This window comes from Aliiglaciecola lipolytica (assembly GCF_018860635.1).
Classification (GTDB): Bacteria; Pseudomonadota; Gammaproteobacteria; order Enterobacterales; family Alteromonadaceae; genus Aliiglaciecola; species Aliiglaciecola lipolytica_A.
The window spans coordinates 24,891-48,675 of sequence record NZ_JAHKPT010000007.1 but is presented as its reverse complement, the minus strand read 5'-3'; the positions used below and the strand labels follow the sequence as shown (position 1 = coordinate 48,675).

Below are 23,785 nucleotides of genomic sequence, written 5' to 3'. Positions count from 1 at the left end.
AAGGATGAGCCTAAATAAACCGATTTTAGACGACCGATCATATCAGCAAATCCGTGATGAATTGATAGCACGTATCCCGGTCTACGCGCCCGAATGGACGGATCATAACCCTAGCGATCCAGGGATTGCTCTGATCGAATTATTCTCTTATTTGACTGAAAATCTGCTCTATCGTTTTAATCAAATACCCGATTCCACCAAAATAGAATTTTTGCGGCTGTTACAAATTCCATTAAAAAGTGCGTATCCAGCCACCGCAATGCTGTCTTTATCAACAAAAGAACCGCAAGGTGTTGCTGCCAAGCTAGCGAGTCAAGCTAGCGCTGGTGATCTGAAATTTACCACCTTGCAAGAAGTACATGTTTTACCGGTATCTGCCCTAGGTGTGCTCAAGGTAATCGATCAAGTTCCTGATGAAGATAGCGAAGAAGGTATTTTCTATCAACAGGCAGCGGCAAGTGTTGATGCAAGTGCAACCCAGCCCTATCACACCGAAACGATTTGGCAGGATGAGCCTGGACTTTCCAGGGATATGAATAGCTCAGTTGATGGGATTTTGTGGGTGGCCATATTGGCAGAAAAAGCCATAGAAACAGAATTGATTAAACAAAATTTATTGGCGCATCCCAAAGCGCCTCTTTTACTCAATATCGGTTTCATTCCTGAGATTAGATTAGAGGACGATCTTGATCACCATAGTGCCGATTTTGCACTACGTTTTCGTTGTCCTGGCGAAGGGATGCAAGCTACGGGGAGTCCGGTTAGTTGGCAAATATCTACGGGACGAATTAATAGTCAAAATAAACCTATCTATTATCCGTTGCAGATACAAGGAGATACCACCAACGGATTAGAAAAAGAAGGCGTCGTTCGTTTGCAAATGCCCACTGAACAGCAAAATATGTCGGTGTATCAACTCGATGATGTCAACATGCAGGGCGTTGGCGATTTCCCCCCCATTTTGGATGACGATACACAATCTCGGGTTATTTGTTGGTTGCGTGCTTTTCGCAATGATGACACTGCCATTGGTAAAATTACCTTTATTGGCGCTAATACCACATTGGCTGAACAAGCGGTTCAAGGGAAGTCTGAATTTATTGGCACCGGAAACGGCCAACCTAATCAAGTTTATGCACTAAATCATCAACAGGTATTGGCCAACTCAGTTAGATTGCAAGTTGAAGAGCCCCAAGGCTGGACCGACTGGCACGAAGTTGAAGGCTTTTATGCAAGCACTGAAAGTGATCGGCATTTTATGCTGGATAAGCAAGGTGGACAAATCCGTTTTGGCACAGGTATTAACGGAGCCGTTGTGCAAATAGGTCAACGGGTAAGAGTGATTCAATATCGTTACGGAGGTGGCAGAGTAGGTAATGTGGCGGCCGCAGCAATTAACAAACTTGTTGCTAATCCGCTAGTCAAAGTGAGTAATCCCCTTAATGCTTATGGCGGTACAGATGCAGAAACCTTGGAAGCCGCTTTAGAGCGGATCCCCAGTGAGCTGCGCAGACGCAATCGAGCTGTCACCCGTTCAGATTTTAAAGAATTAGCGCTGCAGGCACCTGGTGCGGATTTGGCTCGTGCTGAAGTTTTACCCCGTTATCATCCTCAACTACCACAATTAGAATCTGCCGGTGTTGTTAGTGTGGTGGTGTGGCCAAAAGAAGATAAACACAATCCTAATGCGCCACTTCCTAACAAGAATCAGCTTCGTAGTGTCTGTCGATTTTTAGATGCGAGACGTTTAATCACCACGGAAATATATGTGTTGCCGCCTAAGTATGTGCCGGTTGCCATTGCTGTGGGAGTCAAAGTGAAAAATGGCTTCGGTATTGATGCAGTTCGCCATTGGGTGGAACTGGCATTGCGTCAATTTCTAGCGCCCTTACCCCCTTATGGACCAGGCGGGCATGGTTGGCCGCTGGGACGTCGAGTGCATAACGCTGAATTGGAAGCCGCAGCCCATCAAGTCGAAGGGGTCGAATATTTAGAAGGTTTGGAATTGGTCGGGTGGGATTCTGCAGGCAATGAAATTCCGAATACTGTTACGCTGCAAAAGAATGAGGTACCGGAATTAATTGCTATCACTGTTGAAAACGGCCCCATTACCCTCAGCCCTGGAGAGATTATATCGCCCACTGAATCTGATGCCATAGCTGTGCCTGTGCCAGTGATTAAGGAAGTGTGCTGATGTCTCAGTTTGCCATGATTGCCGGTGTTGATCAGTGGATGCGTGTCGCTCACGAAAATACCAGTGTGGATATACAACAACAAATCGTTCAGTTGGCCTGGCATCATCAACACTTGCACGATTCCCATGCTTTTAAAGTGAAACCCGCAGGTCTGACGTTTGACCCTTGGTGTCGTCTTTATCATTCGGTTCCTGAAGACAATGGGATTAATAAATTATTATGGACTGAAAAGCGCCAGCCAAGTTTGGCTAAATCTCTGTTTCATAGATCGCAACAGGTTTATGGTGAATTTGTTGGTCAACAAGTGCAATCTGATTTAAGTCTTCCTATCGGTCTTGCTGTGGATAAAAAAGGACGACTATTTATTGCTGATAGCGGCAATCAGCGGATCTTAATATTTGATCTAATTGACAATACATTATTGCGCAGTGTTCATCTCGACGGCACCCCCAGTGTCATTCGTGGTGACGGCCAACAAGTATTTGTTGTTGTGTCGCCGGTGACACCCCCGGATATGGGCAATCAGCTCAATCAATCTACTAGCTTAGTCAGATTTGACGCCACTAGTATGCCAATTGAAATGGATCTTAAGTTTCCCAATGATGTCAGTGATTTAGCTATCAATAGTGTGACAGTCAATACAGATGGCCGCATCTTCGTATTATTAGGCGCAGGCGAGGAGTCTGCGGTGCTATGGGCGATAGATGGCGAAAATGAATTAATTGACGTCCCATTTGCCAGTGATATTTTAGCTACTGACGATAATATGATTGTTGTGTCTGGCGCGCCAAATGCAGATTTTCAGCGGTTTAGAATCACTCCCAACAGTATTGCGCAAATGCCTCACCTGCAAGCTCCTTATTATGACGGACGGGGCATGGCATTAGACCCCTTTGGCAAAGTGGTTTATTGGTCTGCTAAAGGATTGATGTATGCAACTGTGGCCAAAATTCAATATAGCAGCCAAGGTCGCATAGTGTGTTTTAGGCTCGATAATAATGAAATGCAACGTCGCTGGGGTAGGATATTCATTGATGCCTGTTTGCCGGTTGGGACCTCTATGAAACTGGGTTACATTGTTAGTGATGAACATTTAAATGGTCCCCAAGTAGACGCCACTGCACCACAAAATATTGGAGAGTATGAATTAACCAGACCTGATCTAACGCCGCCGCTGCCATCTAAATTAGCGGTAAATGAAGTGTTAGTTAGTCAAAAATTGCATAGACGTAGTCAAAACCGAGAATTACCTTGGTCGTTTAGCGACGAACCTTGGCGGACCTATGAAGCACCGGTTAATGCGCCGCCAGGGCGCTATCTTTGGTTAGTCATCGATCTCTTTGGAAAATCACATGCATCACCTAAGATCAAAAATATTCGGGTGGAATATCCTGCGCTGGATTTATTACGACGTTTACCCCGTGTTTTTTCAGAGCAAGGGGCTGCAAGTGACTTTTTACATCGATATTTAACCTTATTAAACACTAATTTTGATGAACTTGAACAACGTTCGGATACGCGCCATTGTTTACTCGATCCACTTTGCTCACCAATATCTGTATTGCCTTGGCTTAGCAGTTTACTTGGAATAGAGCTTGACAATCGTTGGCCTGAAACAACCCAAAGACAGATCATTAAACACGCAATGTGGCTATTTAAATATCGCGGTACTGTCGCTGGATTAAAGCGTTTTATCGAAATTTATTTACAGCGTGATATCACCATTATTGAGCATTATCAGGTGCGCGGTTTAGGTGGTGCATTTGTCGGTGAAGATGATTCCCTAGCGGCAAACTCGATTCTTGGCGCGGGCTTTCGGATTGGCGGAAAATTAGGGGAGGCTGATACTACCAGTGTTATCAATGAGCAAGATTCGAATGCAGCAGATGTACAATCGTCCTTTAGCTATTCTGATGCAATAGCACTGCACGCCCATAAATTCAGCGTCATAGTGCCGCTAATTCTAGATGAAGAAAAGCGTGCTGTAATTGAACATATTTTAGAGGTTCATCGTCCAGCGCATACGGTTTTCGATATATGTTCCGTTGACTCAGGTATGAGGGTGGGAACTGGCTTGCATTTAGGTATGTCTTCGGTGGTTGGTCAAAGTTCAGGATTTGGACAATTGCAAATTGGCAAATCGATTCTGGGTACAACTGATGTATTGGGGCAGGCCAAATATGGAACCATAGTCGGTAATAGTCAAGTGGGTTTTGACTCGAGGGTTGGCTGATGGACATTCAAATCAATCAAGTATTGCGTCGTTATCAGTTAAGCGCCTCTCAACGCACTTACAAGGCGAGATTAGATTACCTCACCGAACAATTATTACGTGAGTACGTTGATTTGGCGTTATTGCACAGTGGATATTCACAAAGAGATATAATCTGTATTCGCAATTGGTATCTGCCCATCGATTTTGATAACAGCAAAACTGATGTTGAGATATTTGAATGTTGGCTAATCGAGCTTGAATCATCTTTACAGAAGTTATTTGCAACTGCTGACGCTAAAAAATGGATTCATTATCGCTCAAAAGTTGAAGCCCTTAAATCCGTTGCTATTGATTTGGCAGCGCAACAACTTAGTCATGTTTGGGCATGGCATCAAATGGGGATTGTCTCTCAATCTAGCCTAAACCTGCAAGAAGCGAAATCACAATGGCTGGCCTATCTAATTAGGCAACCAACTCTGCTCAAAGCGGTGTTAATTGGACTCGCTGTTGAGGGCCGACTAGAGATTTTAATTGCACGAAGAATTATTGAGTTTGATGATGCCCTGAAACTGATTGGTGGATTGTTAGAATTTACGCCAAATTGGGTGTCTATTACAGCGCATATCAACACCCATGTAGAGATTAATTGGTCAGGCCTTGTTGTTACCTTTCGCCGCTATTTAGCGTCACAGAGTAATCGTCGTATTGATGAAATTACACTGTTGCCTGAATGGATCAAAGGTTACTTAAGCATGCAGTTAAATAACGGACATTCAGGAATTGACCTTAATAAAATAACAAAACTGAATGTGGATGATATTAAGTGTTTACTATTTTCCGGCGTTTTATCGGAATGGTCGGGTAGTGGTGTTCGTAAGGTTATTTCCAATAATCAGAGTTTAACTGCCTACGTGATGCAATTAGTTGAGGAAATTAAAACGGTGGCTGGAGTCGTTTCCACCGCATTTCCTTTCAACCACCAACATAACCAACCAAATAGCCTGCAAGCGACTAAACAGCAGAATGACAATAACTTCACTGTTTTTCGTCAGACAGAACCTATTTCCGTGCTAAGTGCAGAAAAAGTGGCGCTGTTAAGCAGCTTTGCTGGAATTTTGTATGTATTGAATATTCTTAAACAGCCAAAATGGCAACAACAATTAGCAACTTTAGTGGATAAACCTTACCCACTTATTCAGCAATTAAACCTATTGGGCCAATATCTACAGCCACAAGGGACATTCGATCCTGCGCTTAACGTATTCAGTGGTGAATTAATGGTGTTTGAGCCAACTCAAGATGATGATTGTGCTATCAGCACTGAGGATAAGGCTGACTATCAAATCTTTGCCGAGAAAATTAAATTAGCAATATACACAAGCTTAGCTAAACCTTTGAACAACAACGTGAGCAAGACATTTGACTGGTTATGTCAGCGTAATGCACGGATAGAGTATCAAGCCGGTTGGGTAAACATTGTATTTGAAATGGATGCGATTGATACGCAAATCCGTACTGCAGGTTTAGATTTGAATCCTGATTATGTGCCATGGTTAGGTTACGTAGTGAAGTTTTATTATGAATGACTCATTACATTATTTAGCGGGCGCCGCTAAGCAACCTGTTCCTTTATTTGATTCTGTTCTTGGTACTGAGCCATCGGCCGAGTGCAGAGGTCCTGTGCTAGAACAAGTAGTATTTCTCACCAATAACTTAATTCAGTTGTTAGAGGTGAATTTTAGTAAAGATGATACCTACATTCAATCTGGAGTGGACTTTTTGCATAGCTATTTGCAGTCCATCGACGATTACAAAAAAAGCGTGCAACAAGCTCACTCAAATGCATCTGAAACAACTTCCGCACAAAGTGCTTTGTCTCGTCTAGTCCTTGGCTTGAATCTTTCGCAATTGGAAATACAGTTGTTAGTACTAGGTGGAATGGCACAAGAACATGAAGGTTTTGCAAATCTGTTTTGTTCTTTACACCCGCGGCAACAGCCTTATCCCACAGCTGCACTGTTAGCAAAATTGGTGTGCACTGATCAGCCACTCCGAGAATCTTTGTGTAATTGTTTAAATGAGTCGGTTTTGTTCGACCTTGGGATTGTGGAAATAGCAGATCAAGCGCCAATTTTCACCCAATCAATTATGGTTAACGCCAATACTTGGTATGCAATAAATACCGGAAAGTCTTGCTTTTTACAGACGCCTGCTTTGAATATCCAGAGTTGTTTCCTGGGATTGTCTAAGTGGTTACAAACGGCGATTGTTGAAGATGCAAAGCTGTGTATTTCGAACTCACTTGAATCCCATATTATGATTCAAGATATGGATAATTTAGTCAGTTTGAACCGCGCATTAGCATTACTAGAAGAAACAAAGCGTAAATCCGTAGTGGTGCAACTTAACGACCAATTTAGCCAGCAAGAATATAAACAATTGGCATGTCATTGTGTATTGTCTGCTGCTGTCCCTATTTTACTTTACGACAGTCAACGCAGCACCACCGCATTGCATTTAGGTGTGCTCAATCAATTTTGTCCTTGTGTGATCATTTGCGCAACTAGCAATATCAATATCATCGAATCTGGCTGTATTAAACTAGATCTTCCCGTGCAACGCCTTGAACACAACGAACTTTTGCTTATGTGGCAGACGTTGTTACCCGAGTTTGCATCTGACGCTGGACAGCTTGCCTCTTGGTTTCCACTTGATCCTTATCACGCAATGCAGCGGGTCAAAAGTTGGCGTTCATTACATCAATCAACACAAAAAAAACACTCACTGAGCGACATTAGTCATGCATTTAAGCAGTATTCTGGCGCGCTGTTACCGCAAGGAATTAAACGAGTGACGCCGAGGTTAGGATGGTCAGATTTAGTGTTACCAGAGACTAAATTACAGCAGCTTCGAGAAGCCATTGGTCGTTTGAAATTACAATACAAGGTGTTAGATGAATGGCAGTTTTTGCAAAACCGAAGAGGAGCTAAAGGAGTACGGATGCTTTTTTCTGGTGTCCCCGGTACTGGAAAAACCCTATCTGCTGAAGTATTGGCAAATGAACTGCAGGTTGATTTGCTGGTTGTCGATTTGGCAGCCGTGGTCTCTAAGTGGATTGGAGAAACCGAAAAAAACTTGGCAAAAGTCTTTAGTTTTGCCGAGCAGTCTCAGGCGGTTTTATTGTTTGATGAGGCGGATGCCATTTTTGGCAGACGAACAGAGGTAACAGATTCCCACGACCGATATGCAAATCTTGAAACGGCTTATTTGTTAACCCGTTTAGAGGCGTATGACGGGATGACAATTTTAGCCACGAATTTTAGAAATAACATCGATGTGGCGTTCATTCGTCGACTTGATTTTATCGTGGATTTTCGTGAGCCCAATGTGACCGATAGGGAACACTTATGGCGTTGTCATGTTCCACAAACTGCGCCCTTAAACGCAGATGTGAATTTTACTCAACTGGCCTCTTTATTTCCGTTGGTCGGTGGAGAAATTAGAAATGCTGCCGTTGCTGCTGCTTTTTCTGCAGCGCAACAGCAACAAGATATACAACAAGAGCACTTCATTATGGCTGTTCGCAAAGAGTTTGAAAAAACCGGCAAGGCCTTCAGAGAAGTGAACCCATCATAAGGATTATTGGAGAAATATTGTGAGCGCAGAAGCATTAGTGAATCAAACATCTGGCACTGCTGGTTTATCTAACCAAATGTTGCCAGTGGATCCGTTTCGATCTCTGTATGTGCATTTTGGCATGCTCCTAGGGGTCGACGATTTTCAAACTTTAGATGCCTACCATCGTGGCAAAATGTGGTATCACAATGCTTGGTTGCACGGGCAGGGCGTTGTGTGGGGCCTAGATGTGAGTTTGCCGCAAGCGGATAGTGAAGATTCTGAGCAAACCCGGTTCTTGGGAGAAGTAAAAGTTACCTCTGGTTTGGCCATGGATGCCGCAGGCCGAGAATTACTTTTAGAACAGGCTGCGTGCTTAAATTTAGCTGCCTGGTATCAAGCCAATCAAGACGAGGTTGCACTGCAACAGGTCGTCACTGTGGATGAAGAAAGCGGTGACGTGATATTTGACGCCCATGTGACCTTGGAATTTCATGGTTGTTTAAGTCGCCAAGTGCCAGCACTGAGCGAAAGCTGTGATGCAAGCAGCACCTCAACGGCTTATTCTCGGGTTGTCGAGACTGTCAAAGTGTATTTGTCACCAGGTGGGTATCAGCAGTCTGCAAGCACTGACTATTATCGCTTGAATTTACTATTTGGTTTGGTTGAGGCCAGAGAAGATGATGACGGAATCATTTTAGAAAGTGACGCGGATGTTTTGCAAGCCAAAGCACAGATACTGGCAGCTGAACCCAGCGATAAAGCTGCGCTGTGCCAACATTGGTTTAATCATTTTGCGGTGTTAGATGGCATTGATATCAGACCACAAAGTAGCGTTGGCAGTAGCCAATTTGGCAGTTTTCCTCAGCCACCACCTTGCAAAGTGCTGTTAGCAAATTTACATGGTTTAAGGTTGCATAAAGACGAACAAGGGTGGCAACTGATAGAGGGGGAAGTCGATCCATTTGTGCGGCCCTATTTATTGCCCACCACAACTATTCAAGACTTATTGTGCGGTAGTTGCCATCCAACACAGGAGTCAGTCGCTAATATTTCTGTGACGCCAGAAGATGATGCTGGTGGCCCTCGAATTGATTCACAAAGCGTTGCTATGCAAGACAGCGAGTTTATCAATATGACAGTTGTTGGTTCCCCCTTAATGAAAGCCAGTGTCGACGTTAAAGGAATTAGTGTGACGGCTTTTGATACTCGAGATGGTTGGGTGAACTGCGATATCAAACGTGTTTCTTACCAAAGTGCGGAAAATCGTTTGCAGATAGAACTGCGTGATGCCCCAGCTGGTGTGCTTGTGAGATTGATTGTTAAAGGGACGGGAGAGACGCCGATTTTAGGGCGTAATCGCATCCCTTTAGCAGGAGGCATCGACAGCCCTGCAGGTAGCGCTTATCAGGGCAATGATTTTATCTACATGTTTAAAACAAGGAGCGGATCATGAGTAGTCTTAAACCTTCCAATGTGAGTAGTAAAATATCGAGTAATGCCGCTGGACAGGCCAACGCTAGCGGACACAATGTTATTGACAGTTCTAGTTCACTCACTCGTTTAAATTATTTTGATGGTAAGTTTCTACGTGCTCCTGATCTGCAATTAGAACAAGCTGCATTGTTGAACCAAATACGTTTGTCCAATCAGGCAGCCGGTGGTGGTATTGTAAATGGCTTTGACTGTACCCTTGCTTCTGGCCAACAGATAGCGATCAGCGCTGGGCTCGGATATGACTGGCAAGGCAGAGCGTTGGTGTTAAGTCAGGATATCGAAGTTGGGTTAGGCCAATTGCTGGTTCAAACTCAAAATACATCCACGGCAAAGCCTAAATCCAGCGAGTTCATTAGCAGTGACTTTATAGCCTGTGAGTTGCGCAAATCCGATACAGGTTCAAACAACGTACTTGCCAATCAAGAATTGTATTTGATTGTTTTGTATCACTTAGAAGCCTACTGCGGTGAAGAAGACGTTTACGGTAAATTATGCTCGGAGGCGTGCATAAGCAGTACCCAGCGCACTCATATCGTTGAAGGCTTAAGTATTCGAGCTGTGCCCCTTACATTAACTGAAGCACTTAAAAGTTCCACTCATGTTAGCTTGGCCCAAAAACATCTTCGCTCACGTACTGTGAGTGCTTATTTTGAGCAAGAAAAGAATGCCATTTCATCACTTATCAGCCAACAAGGACTCAACGCCGCGACTTGGTGTTTGGGAGCCGAAGGATTAAGTGGCGAAGGTATCGCCATTGGTATGTTATCAAAAATTGGTGAAACAGTGGTGTTCTTAGATGCTTGGAGCGTTCGCCGTGAGCGCATAGTACCTCCGGCTCAGCAATATTGGGCGGCTAGAATGGGCATGCGCAACTGGCAAATTTATCTGGCACAGATATTACAATTCCAATGTCAATTGAGGGATTGTCTAGGCAGTTTTGATCCCCTTGATCCCCCCGTTACCCATGATCCCTGTGCGGATGAAAAAGCCTTACTTAAAAGCGCAGCAGCAGACATGCAACGTTTGTTGTCTTACTACACGGACATGTCTGCAAAGCTTACCCAAATTGAAAAATTACCCAAAGCCAGTATAGAATCGCAAGTCAGTATTGCCACTTTAGATGTGGATGCATTGCGGGTTAGCATCGACAGGTTGCAAGCGGTAGGAAGTAGTCAAATAAGCCAACAATTATTAATTGATTGCGGCATTGTTGAATTACCCAGTGCTGGTTATTTGCCAGTGGTAGCAGACTCTGACTTATCGATTAATCAGCAAGTTTATCAATTAATGGGCAAGGGCGTAGATTTGCGCTTTTGCGCAGTTCGCGAAGACTTTGTTCATCATGCTTTAGAGGAAGCACAACATATGCAGCGCATATGTCTGCTCTCTGGTCTGGATAATGCTGCAAATATTCAAGAGGTCGATATATTGGTTCCTGAGGGGCAGATTAACCTCTTAGAACAAGCGCAAATTCAACCTGGATTTCAAGCGCACATTGACTCATCCGATGCTGGTCTTGGCATGATGTTGCACTTAGTTGCGGATGCCTTTAAAGGCACTTTGGACAAAAATAGTATCCGTGATGAAATGGTTTTACATTCTGCTTCAAAGAGGTCTAACCTTAATGCCAGCGACACTATCTTATCTGCTCAGCAATTTGATTTTGGTAAAGACATGACCGGTGCTGCTAGAGCCGAAAATAGTGACAACAAATTAGCTTTTTATTTGGCAACCGAAAATTCTGCTTCGACCACATTTGAAGGTCAAAAAGTAAATGCAGATATGAATTTATGGGGACAGATGCAATCTGATAAAGATGTATTTTCCCTAAACTCAGGTGCTAGGGCGCAAGTGTCTGCGCGCTTTATAATGGAGATGAGCTTGCGCTACACAGGCAACGATCGCGATGTTGCTCTGGATATCATTATTGAGCTGAACATCACTGGGCAGGTGATTATCGAAACTATTTCCCAGCGCAATGAAACCAAAAAATTAAATGGCCGGTTTGTGGGCAACAGCACATTGCAATACACCACAACACTTGACGGAACACCTATAAATCAAGTGACGGGCGCTAACCTCAATGACGATATTATATTAAGTCGAGAAACCACTGAGTTCGGTTCAAATATTGTGATTAACATACCTAGCCCCTCACTTTTTGGTAACTCTGATTTAGTTGATATGACCTATTCGCAAATATGGAATGCTGCAGGTGAATGTGAAGTAGTCGGTCAAATCAGCACGGTTGTAAATGGAACGCCGACACAAGGTAACTTTTTGTCAGGTAAATTTGTACCTGATGAAAGGGTGTTAATCCCAGGTAATCTTTTTTACAACAAGTCATTGCTTGCATTAAACCAAATCGCAGGCGCTCTGAATAATCAAGGATTTGTCGAAACTGCCAGTCATCTCTTATTCCCGCCACCGGAAAAAGTACCCAACGAACTTGTGGTTAAGGGACAATATCCGTGGGTTTTATTCCATCGAAGACGGACTAAAGCATGTGAAGGAGGATCTATTCCAGAGGTGTTTCAGGAAACGCGACTATACCAGATCTATCTTGTGGAAGTTGCCGCCGATGCGGATACAGAAAAGCTACTAGCGTCAATGGAACGGACGTTCGAAAGGACAATCGCCAATGCAAAACCTGTCGTTGATGTGCAGTTCTCAGCCAGTTCAGCGGTGATAAATACTGCTCATAAAGCCTTACAAGAAGCATGGAAAAGTGCAGTAACCAGTCAGGCGCAAGTGTTAATAGCCGCTATTGCAAGTGCTGGTGACGTGGTGAGTGAAGGGGATGCGATTGCTACTTCTCGAGTCAATAGTACTAACGCGGTACTTGATGATGTGAGCAATTTTGCCACAGGAATTCCAGTCGTGGTGAAACAAACACTACCGTCGTCTCTAAATGCCGGCGAAAGAGATGGCGCTATAGTGTATTTTGTTCAGCAACAGCAGCAACAAATAGCAACTGATTGTCATACTGTATACCACGTTCTGACGTCTAATCCTGAAGAAGTACTGATTAGGATTAACCAATTTGTATCGAAATATGTGCCGGGTTCAAATATCACCTTAGACAGTGTATTTGATAGTAACAATGATAAAAAATTAAATGTGCAGCCACTGTTTAAAAAGGGCACAGGTGATTTCATTTCAGAGCATCAAGTTGCTAACTTAAAAGATATTTGGCTGGAAGCTGGGAATTATATCATTACTCATGCTGGTGCCATTCACCCCTCAGAAGATAAGGATAACGCGCAAATTACCCGTGAGCAAACCAACACTATTGTTAACACGTTGGGAATAGCGACGGATGAGCCTGATGAAAATATGGACACGTTAACCATACCTAGAGGCATGTTTGGTGAGTGTCAAAAAGCCTCTGTACTGTTAAGTGCTACGCAGTGCCATCAAGTGTATCTAGTCACATCCTCGGACTTTGATATTGAAATCATTCCCGGCCAACAAGTCGATGAAGCGCAAAGAACTGCATTAGATCAAATTCTAATTGATTTTGATACTGGGGTTGGAAGTAACCAAGCCGCTTATTATGAGCTTAATTCAATGCAATTTTACTGGGACACTAATCAGCCTGAAGCGAGTTCTCGTCAATTGTTTATGAACAATTGGCAGTCACACTTGAGCACAAATATTGCCTTACGGGAACTTCTAAATAATGGTAGTGCAATTTCATTTTATTCCAGCATTAAACCTATTGCTGTTGCCCACGGCAATTTCGAATATAAACCGAATGTGGATCAAACTAAACGTCAGAATGAAGTTATAGCTGAGTTGCTTAACCTAAGTGACTCGCCAAATCATTCTATAATGGCGAGTCAACGCACTTCATTTCCGAGCAATTGTCCGGTGATCACCTTCGTTATAATAACGCCGAGTCTAATCATTGGTGTGGTACCGGGAGATTTAGCCCGCGTGGTTAGGTTTGACGATAATAACGAGGTAATTCGCGATGCAGCATTAGAGAAGGAAATAAAAAATTTAACTGAAAGCTCAACCCAAATAAAAACCATCGAATTAGTCAGTAAAGATGATTCAGCGGCATCGGTAAAAACCGCAGATAAGCAAGCTAGGGCGTTAAAAAAAGTATTGCAAGAAGCAGGGCTAGCAACACGAATGGCGACAATTAAAGCCCGCACGCCAACGTTAGCGGAAAAGAACATGGATAAAAAATTGTTGTTAAATCTTAATTAGTCAAAATTAGGTGAAAGCTATGCTGAAAGCTCAGTCAAGTGTTGCTAATCAGTGTGAAATATCCGCAAGACGAGCAGCAAAAAAGCCTGCTGAGGCTTTTCATGCTGCCAATTCGGCTGAGCATACATCAGCGAAACAAGACGCTACTGAACGCGCAGGGATAACGCCAATGAATCCCTTATGGGGAAGGTTGGTCAGTTCTCCCTTGCCAAGCAGCCCGATACAGCGAAAATGCGAACACTGTGAACAACAGCAAGAAGAGACATTAACACTACAAACAAAGTTAACCGTGGGGCCGGCCAATGATGCCTATGAACAAGAGGCAGATGCGATTGCCAATCAAGTGATGAGCGGCAATCGTGGTAAGGTTAGTTATATTTCAAGGTTTCAATCTCCGCGAGCCTCTGCCAAGACTGAAAATTCAACTTTAAATTCAAACACGGCTCATAATGGTAACCCGCAACCCAGTCACTTAAGTTTCTATGTTAATGGCTTGAATGGCAGAGGTAATCCGTTGTCTACAGCAGAGAACCGATTTTTCTCTAGCCGCTTTAATCGCTCGTTTGATGGAGTGAGGATACATACTAATAGTGAGGCCAATCAAGCGGCCAAAGGTATAAAAGCTAAAGCGTTTACCTATGCCAATCATATTGTTTTTAATCAAGGGGCTTACCAAGCCAATCAACCTAATAGTATGCATTTGTTAGCCCATGAATTGACTCATGTGGTTCAACAAAGTAAAGGGGGGAGCAGTGGATATAGCCATTCTGTACAACGTAAACCAAGTGAACAAAACTCGCCGCTAGTTGTATTGAATAACCCGCGCTTTGCAAATGACCCGCAACTCACAAAAATTGCTAATGGTCAGATTGAGGCATTAAGTAGCCAACAAAACGGTATTCATGGTGCAGTATCTAAGGTGCAAAGAGCGTTGGATGATATGGGATTCGATCTACCTTTACATCGCGTAGATGGTAGCTATGGAGATGAAACTCGTTTAGCTATCAGCCAATTCCGTTCGAGATATTTAAGTGATGATTTGGATAAGTGCGATAAGGATGCAATTATTCTTTTAGATCAGGTCGCGCCAGCTGTTGATCAGCGTCATGAGCATGTGTTTGATTACAGCAGATTGTTAGCCGACAACCGCTTAGACGTGACGGTTGCCTTTGGTCATGCAGGTGTTAATACCTCATTTGTCGATATTGATAATAAACGCAAGGATAGCGGCGAAGATAGTGGTACAGCCTCTGCTCGTATATTTCGTGACTGGCTGACAGCTCGTGGATTTGCTCTGGCTTTGTTAGGAATAAATTCAGATGAGTTTTGGGCACTACGCACGCCTATTCGCTTCCCTAAAAGTGATGGCAGTTTTGAAACAAGAGATATTCGTGTCTGGGTACACCTAATTGAACCTGGAGTAGGAGCCGCTAGTGCGTTTGGAGCTGGACTTTCATCATCGGAAATTACCCTTTATAACGGTCATGCTCGATACGGGAGCGGTCCAGATTTTGATGAAAAAGCATCTCCTTTAGAAAATTTTAGAATCGGAATTGATGCGGCTATGGCTGCTGCAGGAAGAGGCACTCGCTATCAAGAAGCCAAAAAACATGGTGTTGAAATGGATACTGAACATGATTTAAAAGAGATGGTAGCAAGTGATCAGTTTGACCCTGATAAATATCGTGTATTGTTTTTCCAGGCGTGTACATCAATGGCTTATTTGGATGAAGTCCGCAGCGAAATCGGAAATACTGAAAATACAGATGTGATTGGTTCTCGAGTACCCACCTATTTTACCACGGACGCTGCTAAGGTTAATCCCCACGAGATTATCGATATGCTTTCCGGTATTTTAGAGGGGAAAACCGTAGAAAATATCCTCGATGCAATAGAAAAACGTCAAGAAGTATTTTATGCAAATACCAAAGGAGGCATTCCATCAAAAGGAATTTATTCTACCTCTGGTATTGGTGATAACGAAATTGTTCCCTAGAAGGTAAATAGACTAATGGAATTTCGGCAACTGTTGTTGATAAATGGTTCTATGTTAGGTTTTACTATCACGACAGCTTTCATCTGAAAACTCAAACTCTATTGTGGTGTGCGCGAGGTTAAAGGGGGCTAATTGAGCATTAAGATCGGCTTTTAAATCTTTCATTAATTGAATGCCAATTTGTTCATTTAACACTAAATGTGCTGTCATGACATGTTGCTCGCCATCTAAGGACCAAATGTGCAGGTGGTGAACATCATCAACACTACTGGGAGATAATAGAATACTTTTCACAGCATCCCTGGTTGTATTGTCTGGTGTTGCCTGCAGAAAAAGTACTAAGGTGATTTTTAAATTTTTTAATACATTGATGAGAATAAATAGCGTAAATGCAATGGATAAAATGGGATCTAAAATTGGCCAAGGTTTAAACATCAACACCACAGACACAATTAGCACGGCTACCCAGCCTAAAACGTCTTCGATTAAATGCCAGTTCAACACGCGTTCGTTTAAAGTCTCGCCGTCACTTAATTTATAAGCAGCATAACCATTCACTAAAATACCGAAAATGGCTAAAGCAAACATACCTTCTGCCTGCGGCATTTCGGGGTTACTCAGTCTTGGAATTGCTTCAAACATTATCCACACTGAACCGACAATCAGTATCAAACTATTGATCAATGCACCTAATAACGAAAAGCGTTTGAAGCCATAGGTGAAAACCTGATTTGCATCTTTCTCACCTAATTTATTCAACCACCAGGCTGTGCCAATCGCTAAACTGTCACCTAGATCATGGACCGCGTCTGCCATGATCGCGGTGCTATTGGTTAACCATCCACCAATAAACTCTATAATGGTAAAAGTGACATTTAAAAAGAATGCCCAGCCAATACGATTGGATGCCGTATGTTGGTGAGCATGCATATGAGAATGCCCGTGATGATGGCTATGTGCATGCTGATGACTGTTTACGTGCTGCTCGCTCTTACCCATGGGGAATTCTCTGTTTCCTAATGTTGTATTTGTCGTTCAATTGCTTTTATTATTTTTTGATTGTCAGCGGATATCGGCATAGCTTTGAATGGACTGACATTCACACCACCAGTATTGCCCGTCGGTAATAAGCCAATACGTGTTTTTGTAAAAGCGCCGATTAATCGGAATGCTTGGCCAACGATTTCCATTAAATTTAGCTTACTAAAACCTTGTTTTAGCATTAAGTAATGAACTAGACAATGTAAGTACGTGGATTTTTGTCCAATGACGTGCGCGTCTTCCAAAAAGCCAAATGCTTTTTGTTCATTTCCGTTTTTTCTCGCCTGTTCAGCTAGCGCAATTTTTTCAAGAACAAATGGTTTTGCGTGATCAGTGTATCCCATAACAATTTATTTCCATATTGATGACTGAAGGATTGCAGTGTAAAGTCTATATCTACTATAGAGTCAAGGTTTCGATGCTAAAAATGAAAATAGGTATGCTCGCTACCAAGTCTGGTTGTTCTGTTCAGACAATTCGCTTTTACGAAAAACAAGGTTTACTGAAGCAACCGTTGCGCAGTGCCAGTAACTATCGCGACTATGATACCTCTGCACTAAAACAGTTAACATTTATTCGTCAATGTCGTTCGTTAGGTATCTCTATAAATGAAATCCAGCAATTAATTGCTTTACGGGAAGAGCCAGACAGAAGCTGTGAATCAGTCAATCAAATGGTTAACCACCACATCAATGAAGTTTCAGTACGCATTGACGAATTAACAAATTTAAAAGTCGTATTAACTGAAATTGCCTCCTCTTGTTCGGCGGGACATTCTATTGGTGAATGCGGTGTATTGAAAAAACTAGATGTATAAACTGATGGAAATCGTATACCATTTTTAAACGTGAGCCTTTGTTTAACAATTTGGGAAATTGAATGAAAAAAATTGAAGCTATAATTAAACCTTTTAAAATTGATGATGTTAGAGCTGCACTGACGGAGGTTGGTGTCACTGGCCTTACAGTCACAGAGGTAAAAGGTTATGGAAGACAAAAAGGTCACAAAGAAACCTATCGCGGCGCTGAGTACAGTGTGGATTTTTTACCTAAGGTTAAAATTGAACTAGTGGTAACTGACTCTGATGTAGAGCGTTGTATCGAAGCGATTATGGAAGTGGCTGCTACCGGTAAAATTGGCGACGGTAAAATTTTTGTCACCCCAGTTGCCCAAGCCATTCGTATTCGCACCGGTGAAGAGAATGATGAGGCACTTTAAGGTCTAATTAATCGGTTTCTACTCGACTAAAAGAAAATAGATTTTAAGCTGAATATTCAGCCATGCATCCAAGTTTGTTTGTAAAGGCAAAAGCTGATGTATTGCAATTACCCATGCTAGATACCTATGAAATTTTAGCCGAGTAAAAACGCCCTTATTTCTTCGTTTCATAGTGTGAAATGGATAAATCCTTTTATCCTCAAGATACTGCTAATCTAATTGATAAAAGTAGCCTACTGCAAGTCTGTCGTTGATTTAAATAATTTCAATGTGTTGATATCTAATTGTTTGATTATGTTGCGATTTAATGCCTGCGTTAATTAATTGTTAAATTAGATTAGGGTAATCTAATTTTCCAATAGCTAAACGCAGCTGATGTTTTCATTTTAGGTCTATAGTTTGTGTGAACTCATACAAACCTATTACAGGACTTAACAATGTTTAAACGTACTGTTCCTCTTTTTGCTGCTATTTCACTTGCCTTTTTACCGGCGGTGGCAATTCATTCAGTAACTGCCGCTGAAACTCAAAAAAATATGCATTTTTGGTGGCCCGATAAACTCAATTTGCAACCATTACGCCAACAAGATCCGCGATCAAACCCTTATGGGAATGATTTTAATTATGCAGAAGCATTCGAAACATTAGATCTTGATGCTGTAAGAAAAGACATTAAAGCTGTTTTAACAGACTCCCAACCTTGGTGGCCAGCAGACTATGGACATTATGGGCCTTTTTTCGTGCGCATGGCTTGGCATAGCACTGGGACCTATCGATTGTCTGATGGCAGAGGGGGCGGCGCAGGTGGACAACAACGATTCGAACCGCTGAATAGTTGGCCGGACAATGTAAGTTTAGACAAAGCGAGGCGCTTATTATGGCCAATTAAACAAAAATACGGACGTAAAATTTCTTGGGCTGATCTTATGGTATTAACCGGCAATGTTGCGATGGAATCAATGGGTTTCACAATTTACGGTTTTGCGGGCGGTCGCGAAGATGATTGGGAGCCTGATATGGTGTTCTGGGGACCAGAAAAAAGCTGGTTAGCAGACGAGCGTTATAGTGGTGATAGAGAGCTTCAAAAGCCCCTTGCAGCAGTACAGATGGGACTTATTTATGTCAATCCAGAAGGACCTAATGGTAATCCTGATCCCTTACTTGCAGCAAAAGATATCAGAGAAACCTTTGGTCGCATGGCAATGAATGACGAGGAGACAGTGGCGCTTATTGCTGGTGGACATACATTTGGTAAAGCCCATGGAGCGCACAAACCAGAAGAATGTTTGGATGCAGAGCCGGCTGCTGCGGGCGTCGAAGAACAAGGCTTTGGTTGGAAAAACAAATGTGGCAAAGGCCATTCTGAAGACACTATCACCAGCGGTTTGGAAGGGGCATGGTCGGTCAATCCAACAGCTTGGACAAGTCAATATTTAGATAATTTATTTGCTTTCGAGTGGGTAAAAACCAAAAGTCCCGCAGGTGCGACTCAGTGGATCCCTAAAGATAATGCTGGCGCAAACTTAGTGCCGGATGCTCATGATGCTTCTAAACGTCATGCACCCATCATGTTTACCACCGACTTGTCGTTAAAATTTGACCCTATTTATCGGAAAATTGCGAAGCGTTTTCATGAAGATCCTAAAGAATTTGAATTGGCATTTTCTAAAGCTTGGTTCAAATTGACCCACCGTGATATGGGACCGAGGTCACGATATGTTGGTGAAGATGCGCCCAAAGTCGATTTAATTTGGCAAGATCCATTGCCAGAAATGGATTACAAAGTAATTAGTGATAGGGATGTTAGAAAACTCAAAGCGGCAATACTCGATACTGATTTATCCATTGCTGATTTAGTGAGAACTGCTTGGGCCTCCGCTGCGAGTTATCGAGCAACTGATATGCGCGGTGGGGCAAACGGTTCACGTGTTCGACTTGCACCGCAAAAAGACTGGGATGTTAATAATCCACAGGAATTGGCACGGGTTTTAGCCACTTTAGAGTCAGTCCAAACAGAGTTCAATAAAAAATTGAAACGAGGTAAGAAAGTATCCTTGGCTGATGTCATTGTTTTAGGTGGTGGGGCGGCAATTGAAAAAGCGGCCGAAAATGCAGGTTTTAAAGTCGAAGTGCCATTTTACGCAGGTAGAGTCGATGCGACTCAAGCTCAAACAGACGTAGAATCCTTTGCGGTTCTTGAGTCAACTGCAGACGGCTTTAGAAACTATTACGCAAAAGGTGCAGCTTATTCACCGGCAGTGATGTTAGTAGATAGAGCCAATACATTAAATCTAACGGTGCCTGAAATGACAGTGTTGGTGGGGGGCATGCGAACCTTAGGTGCCAATGCCGACCTAAGTAAACACGGTGTGCTTACTGACAATACTGATAGCCTGAATAATGACTTTTTCGTGAATCTATTAGATATGTCTACCAAGTGGGCGAAGTCTAAAGACCAAGCGGGATTGTATGAAGGCAGAGATTGGGCGTCAGGTGAACTAAAGTGGACGGCAACACCTGTTGATCTGGTGTTTGGTTCTAATTCAGAGTTACGTGCCGTGTCTGAAGCCTATGCTTCTGATGATGCTAAACAGCAATTTGTAGACGATTTTGTTAAGGCTTGGTCAAAGGTGATGACTGCCGATCGCTTTGACATCCAATAGGCGATTAACAAACTAGCATAAAGTAACGGCAACCAATACGGTTGCCGTTTTTACTAGGCTACTGTTTATTTGCGTTTTAGTGAAATAGGAGCTCTAGTTATATGCGCCGCTAGAGTAAATTAATTCGTAGCTGTGGCTGTAAATTTCTAGAATATTTCCGAACGGGTCTTCCATGTAGATCATCCGGTATGGCTTTTCACCAGGGTAGTAGTAACGTGGCTTAGGCATGCGTTTGTTTAGGCTGTGTTGCTCACGCTTGTAGGCTTGCTCACTGCGAATAAGCAACCAATTTTGTTTCACACCGCCGTATTCACTGTCATAGCTGACGCCTTCATACCCTTGGGAAATAGGCGTAAACGTTAAGCTGGGAGCTTGCTTCACCAGCGCCTTAGCTTCTATGAGCGTTTGTGGTACACGCGTAATAAATAATTGCCCTTGCGCGTCTAAATCTATAATGGTTTCTTTCACATAAAGCGCTGCATCGGCCACTAAATAGCGACTCGTTTGGGCGGCCTTTAAACTGCTAATATGTGCTTTTACAATCTGTTTAAAACCTTCCATGTCGTTGCTGTTGCCACTGGCGGGCTTCATATATACCGGGATACCCGACTGATTCTCGCAAATAAGGTTGAGGATGACTTGGTTGAGCTCAGGCCGATGGTCACGCGAATATCCCTTGGCAATGCGGATGTGACTAGGCTCACCATCTTCAGTGGCTTGACCATCATAATGAAAGCTTGTCGAATCAAGATGTAGTGCTTCAGTCGCTAGGCCTAGCTTTGCTACGACAGCCTCACCCAACTGTTGATATAGTTTAGATACGCCATATTCATATAATGTATCTAAACAGCGTCCAAGCGCATCATCGTTAATGTGCTCAGCCAGCACGCCTTCCCCAATCAGCCTGTCGACGGGCTTGTTTCTAAAGTACTCGCTGTACATATGTAGCGTTCGGCCGGTAAAGCCAAGTCCATTTAGGACCATTGCGGTCACCAATTGACCACAACTAATTTTACGCTCAGGCGCATCGCCATTTACTGCGTTATCAATTATGTCGGCAAAACCAAGGCTATTGCAAAACCCTGCAACGAGTCCGTGGTGGTCGAGTATTTTGGAAGAAGGTACAGGCATAATATTACGCTCTCAAAAGAGAGTAATAGATCTAAACTGGGGATCGGCGTCAAGCTATTTTTAACAAACTTAGATCAACCGCTTAAATATTAAGCAAATTTAATTCCAAATTAGGGTGCGGAATGACAGCTAAATGCAACCAACTTCTCATGCTTGCAGTCGCCACACACCACGCGCAAAAAACCGTGCTCTAGTCGTCCACAACGCAAGAACTCATCAAACTCACGCTCAACATACTTGGGTAAATACTTGCCTTGGTCAGCTAAGTTTGCGGTAAAATCTGGGTAGTAACGTTCAACCAATTGATAGAGTAGCGTTGTTTCTGGTCGATGGCGCTTATAGGTTCGGCCTTGTTGCGTTGCCGGCACATCCATTCATCCTTGAATTTAATACTGACAAGTGTGGCAAAAACAGGCTCAATTTACGACTGGCTGACAGTCCGGTTTTGCCGTTAACTTGCCTGTCAGTAACAAAAATAGCCGCCCTAGCCGAAGTAACAAGGCAACACGCGCTTTGTGATTGAGTTAACGAGAGAATGCTTGCTCTCCTATAAATCTAAGTCTAAACCTTAGCAAAGCATAGACGAGATCTTGACCCTATTAGTATTTTGTAAAATGAGCAAAGTAAATTGTCCACAATATCATTGACTCGCTTTGTTGGTGGCATCACGGCGATAAAACAACACTCCAGCTCCCCATCGGTCAGCAAAACCGGGCCAAGCTTCACTTAGTTTACCATTGTCTTGTTTCGTTTGAGTGATATCTTCCCTAGTCGGGAGATAAGCACATCGCTTTGAATCCTCTTTGACGTGGCAATCAAGAAAGGCTAAAACCATATGTTCATTAACTCTATTTAGTCGCTCATTACTCCAAACCGGTTCTATATATTGTCCAATTTCAAATTCGCTGAGATAAGATATTTTAGGTGCAGGATGAGGGGCTACGTTATGCCGGGCATTTTCAAAAACCATTAAATAATTGTTGTGCATACTGGATTGTTCGAATAGCTTTTTCACGCCATGTTCGTACCCCACAATATCGTCTTCATCGCCTACAATATACAAACTGGGTACGTCTATGCTGGCAAGAGAATTTGCGTGATGCACATTATGTTCCTGACCCCAAGGTGCGAGCGCTACCATGGCTTTCCATTTAGGATCGACGAGCGAGCGTCCTGCATTGCAGAAGTTTAGTAATGGCAATAACGACTTCGTCAAATTTTCGGGGAAACCAATATTCTGTAGTCCGTTTGAAGTGAAGTTGTAACAACCACCTACTGTATTAATCGCGCCATAACCGCCCATAGAATAACCAATAACAGACGCCTGATTTGTATCAATTATTTGCCAAAGTGACGAATTGTCCTTGGAAAAGTAATCTAATACAAATTGTTGGTCGCGGGAACGATTAAATAGAGTACTTAAAAAACCGCCGCCTGGGTTGTTCTCAAAATCAATATCTGCATTAGTCGAATCTGTGTGGTCAATGGCCGCTACTACGTAGCCATGACTTGCCAAGTGTTCTCCCATATAAAACATAATAGAACGATAACCAGTATACCCATGAGAGAGTATTACAATAGGAAACTTACCTTTGCTCAACGCCGGCGCATCTCGGTAGGCTTCGCCTTGCAAGCTAAACGCGTTGTGGGCGCGAGTCACATCGTTATAAGAGGCTAAAGTTTGCTTAGAATCTAATTGCGCAGGATACCAAACCTCTAACGTTAAGGAGCGGTCTTTTGTTGCAGTGAAGTTTGTCAGTTCAAGTTGATTTTTATTGATGACCTTGATGGTCTTTACGCCAACTTTATATTCACCATTTTTAGACAGTTCAGGCATTATTGTTGGTTGCACAGTATATAATTCTTGAGGCTTGATTGTATCTGCATAAGCACAATTAAGCCCTATATTACTGAGCGCAAACAACACGAAGTAGGTCCTTAACTTTATTATACTGTTAGCGCCGCGATTGCTTAAAAATGTCAACATATGCCCTCC

Annotated in this window: 13 protein-coding genes and 3 pseudogenes; 10 read left to right on the top strand and 6 right to left on the bottom strand. The window is 42.9% G+C overall.

Features of this window, described 5'->3' with window-relative positions:
* The first annotated feature begins 4 nt into the window (after positions 1-4).
* The 7 genes from KO530_RS03375 to KO530_RS03345 are packed head-to-tail and all read left to right on the top strand — an operon-like array spanning position 5 to position 15,736.
* Positions 5-2,194 carry a putative baseplate assembly protein gene (locus tag KO530_RS03375; protein WP_216046988.1) on the top strand — a complete coding sequence of 730 codons (2,190 nt, stop codon included), beginning with the start codon at positions 5-7 and terminating at the stop codon, positions 2,192-2,194.
* Positions 2,194-4,428: a phage tail protein gene (locus tag KO530_RS03370; protein WP_216046987.1), complete on the top strand. Its 2,235-nt coding sequence runs from the start codon at positions 2,194-2,196 to the stop codon at positions 4,426-4,428. Before KO530_RS03375 ends, KO530_RS03370 begins: the two co-directional genes overlap by 1 nt.
* Positions 4,428-5,996 carry a hypothetical protein gene (locus tag KO530_RS03365; protein WP_216046986.1) on the top strand — a complete coding sequence of 523 codons (1,569 nt, stop codon included), beginning with the start codon at positions 4,428-4,430 and terminating at the stop codon, positions 5,994-5,996. The genes KO530_RS03370 and KO530_RS03365 overlap by 1 nt, the downstream gene beginning before the upstream one ends.
* Entirely contained in the window at positions 5,989-8,046 is a 2,058-nt protein-coding gene (locus KO530_RS03360) for an ATP-binding protein (protein WP_216046985.1), read from the top strand. Before KO530_RS03365 ends, KO530_RS03360 begins: the two co-directional genes overlap by 8 nt.
* Positions 8,047-8,065: 19 nt before the next feature.
* Positions 8,066-9,481 carry a hypothetical protein gene (locus tag KO530_RS03355; protein WP_216046984.1) on the top strand — a complete coding sequence of 472 codons (1,416 nt, stop codon included), beginning with the start codon at positions 8,066-8,068 and terminating at the stop codon, positions 9,479-9,481.
* Positions 9,478-13,740 carry a hypothetical protein gene (locus KO530_RS03350; protein ID WP_216046983.1) on the top strand — a complete coding sequence of 1,421 codons (4,263 nt, stop codon included), beginning with the start codon at positions 9,478-9,480 and terminating at the stop codon, positions 13,738-13,740. The genes KO530_RS03355 and KO530_RS03350 overlap by 4 nt, the downstream gene beginning before the upstream one ends.
* 19 nt (positions 13,741-13,759) lie before the next feature.
* Complete coding sequence (locus KO530_RS03345; protein WP_216046982.1) at positions 13,760-15,736, top strand: eCIS core domain-containing protein; 1,977 nt, start codon at positions 13,760-13,762, stop codon at positions 15,734-15,736.
* 54 nt (positions 15,737-15,790) lie between these two features.
* Here KO530_RS03345 and KO530_RS03340 read toward each other — a convergent pair whose 3' ends face one another.
* Positions 15,791-16,735, bottom strand: a complete 945-nt coding sequence (locus KO530_RS03340; RefSeq protein WP_216046981.1) for a cation diffusion facilitator family transporter — start codon at positions 16,733-16,735, stop codon at positions 15,791-15,793.
* A gap of 17 nt (positions 16,736-16,752) precedes the next feature.
* Entirely contained in the window at positions 16,753-17,121 is a 369-nt protein-coding gene (locus tag KO530_RS03335; RefSeq protein ID WP_216046980.1) for a DUF3703 domain-containing protein, read from the bottom strand.
* Between the two features lie 83 nt (positions 17,122-17,204).
* On the opposite strand from KO530_RS03335, the gene KO530_RS03330 reads away from it, so the two are divergent.
* The 3 genes from KO530_RS03330 (at position 17,205) to katG (ending at position 20,658) form a co-directional block, all read left to right on the top strand.
* Entirely contained in the window at positions 17,205-17,594 is a 390-nt protein-coding gene (locus KO530_RS03330; protein WP_216047043.1) for a Cd(II)/Pb(II)-responsive transcriptional regulator, read from the top strand.
* A gap of 62 nt (positions 17,595-17,656) precedes the next feature.
* A complete protein-coding gene (locus KO530_RS03325) occupies positions 17,657-17,995 on the top strand; it encodes a P-II family nitrogen regulator (RefSeq protein WP_216046979.1) in 339 nt (112 codons plus the stop codon).
* Between the two features lie 437 nt (positions 17,996-18,432).
* Positions 18,433-20,658 (top strand): catalase/peroxidase HPI, encoded by a 2,226-nt coding sequence (katG, locus tag KO530_RS03320; RefSeq protein WP_216046978.1) that lies wholly within the window; start codon positions 18,433-18,435, stop codon positions 20,656-20,658.
* A gap of 93 nt (positions 20,659-20,751) precedes the next feature.
* Here katG and KO530_RS22280 read toward each other — a convergent pair.
* From KO530_RS22280 to KO530_RS03300, 4 genes and pseudogenes are all read right to left on the bottom strand, one after another.
* A pseudogene (locus KO530_RS22280) lies at positions 20,752-20,892 on the bottom strand (glyoxalase); the annotation flags it as partial.
* Positions 20,878-21,789 (bottom strand): annotated as a pseudogene (locus KO530_RS03310) (IS1634 family transposase); the annotation flags it as partial. The pseudogenes KO530_RS22280 and KO530_RS03310, both read right to left, overlap by 15 nt.
* A gap of 125 nt (positions 21,790-21,914) precedes the next feature.
* Positions 21,915-22,163 (bottom strand): annotated as a pseudogene (locus KO530_RS03305) (transposase zinc-binding domain-containing protein); the annotation flags it as partial.
* A 266-nt stretch (positions 22,164-22,429) separates the two neighbouring features.
* On the bottom strand, positions 22,430-23,776 hold the full coding sequence (locus KO530_RS03300) for an alpha/beta hydrolase family protein (protein WP_216046977.1): 1,347 nt from the start codon (positions 23,774-23,776) through the stop codon (positions 22,430-22,432).
* Positions 23,777-23,785 lie beyond the last annotated feature (9 nt).

What these genes read in the sequence shown, in the direction of transcription:
- KO530_RS03325 (WP_216046979.1), top strand. Translation starts at nt 17,657, where the DNA reads ATGAAAAAAATTGAAGCTATAATTAAACCTTTTAAAATTGATGATGTT.
- KO530_RS03365 (WP_216046986.1), top strand. Translation starts at nt 4,428, where the DNA reads ATGGACATTCAAATCAATCAAGTATTGCGTCGTTATCAGTTAAGCGCC.
- KO530_RS03370 (WP_216046987.1), top strand. Translation starts at nt 2,194, where the DNA reads ATGTCTCAGTTTGCCATGATTGCCGGTGTTGATCAGTGGATGCGTGTC.
- KO530_RS03375 (WP_216046988.1), top strand. Translation starts at nt 5, where the DNA reads ATGAGCCTAAATAAACCGATTTTAGACGACCGATCATATCAGCAAATC.
- KO530_RS03345 (WP_216046982.1), top strand. Translation starts at nt 13,760, where the DNA reads ATGCTGAAAGCTCAGTCAAGTGTTGCTAATCAGTGTGAAATATCCGCA.
- KO530_RS03300 (WP_216046977.1), bottom strand. Translation starts at nt 23,776, where the DNA reads ATGTTGACATTTTTAAGCAATCGCGGCGCTAACAGTATAATAAAGTTA.
- KO530_RS03350 (WP_216046983.1), top strand. Translation starts at nt 9,478, where the DNA reads ATGAGTAGTCTTAAACCTTCCAATGTGAGTAGTAAAATATCGAGTAAT.
- KO530_RS03340 (WP_216046981.1), bottom strand. Translation starts at nt 16,735, where the DNA reads ATGGGTAAGAGCGAGCAGCACGTAAACAGTCATCAGCATGCACATAGC.
- KO530_RS03335 (WP_216046980.1), bottom strand. Translation starts at nt 17,121, where the DNA reads ATGGGATACACTGATCACGCAAAACCATTTGTTCTTGAAAAAATTGCG.
- KO530_RS03360 (WP_216046985.1), top strand. Translation starts at nt 5,989, where the DNA reads ATGAATGACTCATTACATTATTTAGCGGGCGCCGCTAAGCAACCTGTT.
- KO530_RS03330 (WP_216047043.1), top strand. Translation starts at nt 17,205, where the DNA reads ATGAAAATAGGTATGCTCGCTACCAAGTCTGGTTGTTCTGTTCAGACA.
- katG (WP_216046978.1), top strand. Translation starts at nt 18,433, where the DNA reads ATGTTTAAACGTACTGTTCCTCTTTTTGCTGCTATTTCACTTGCCTTT.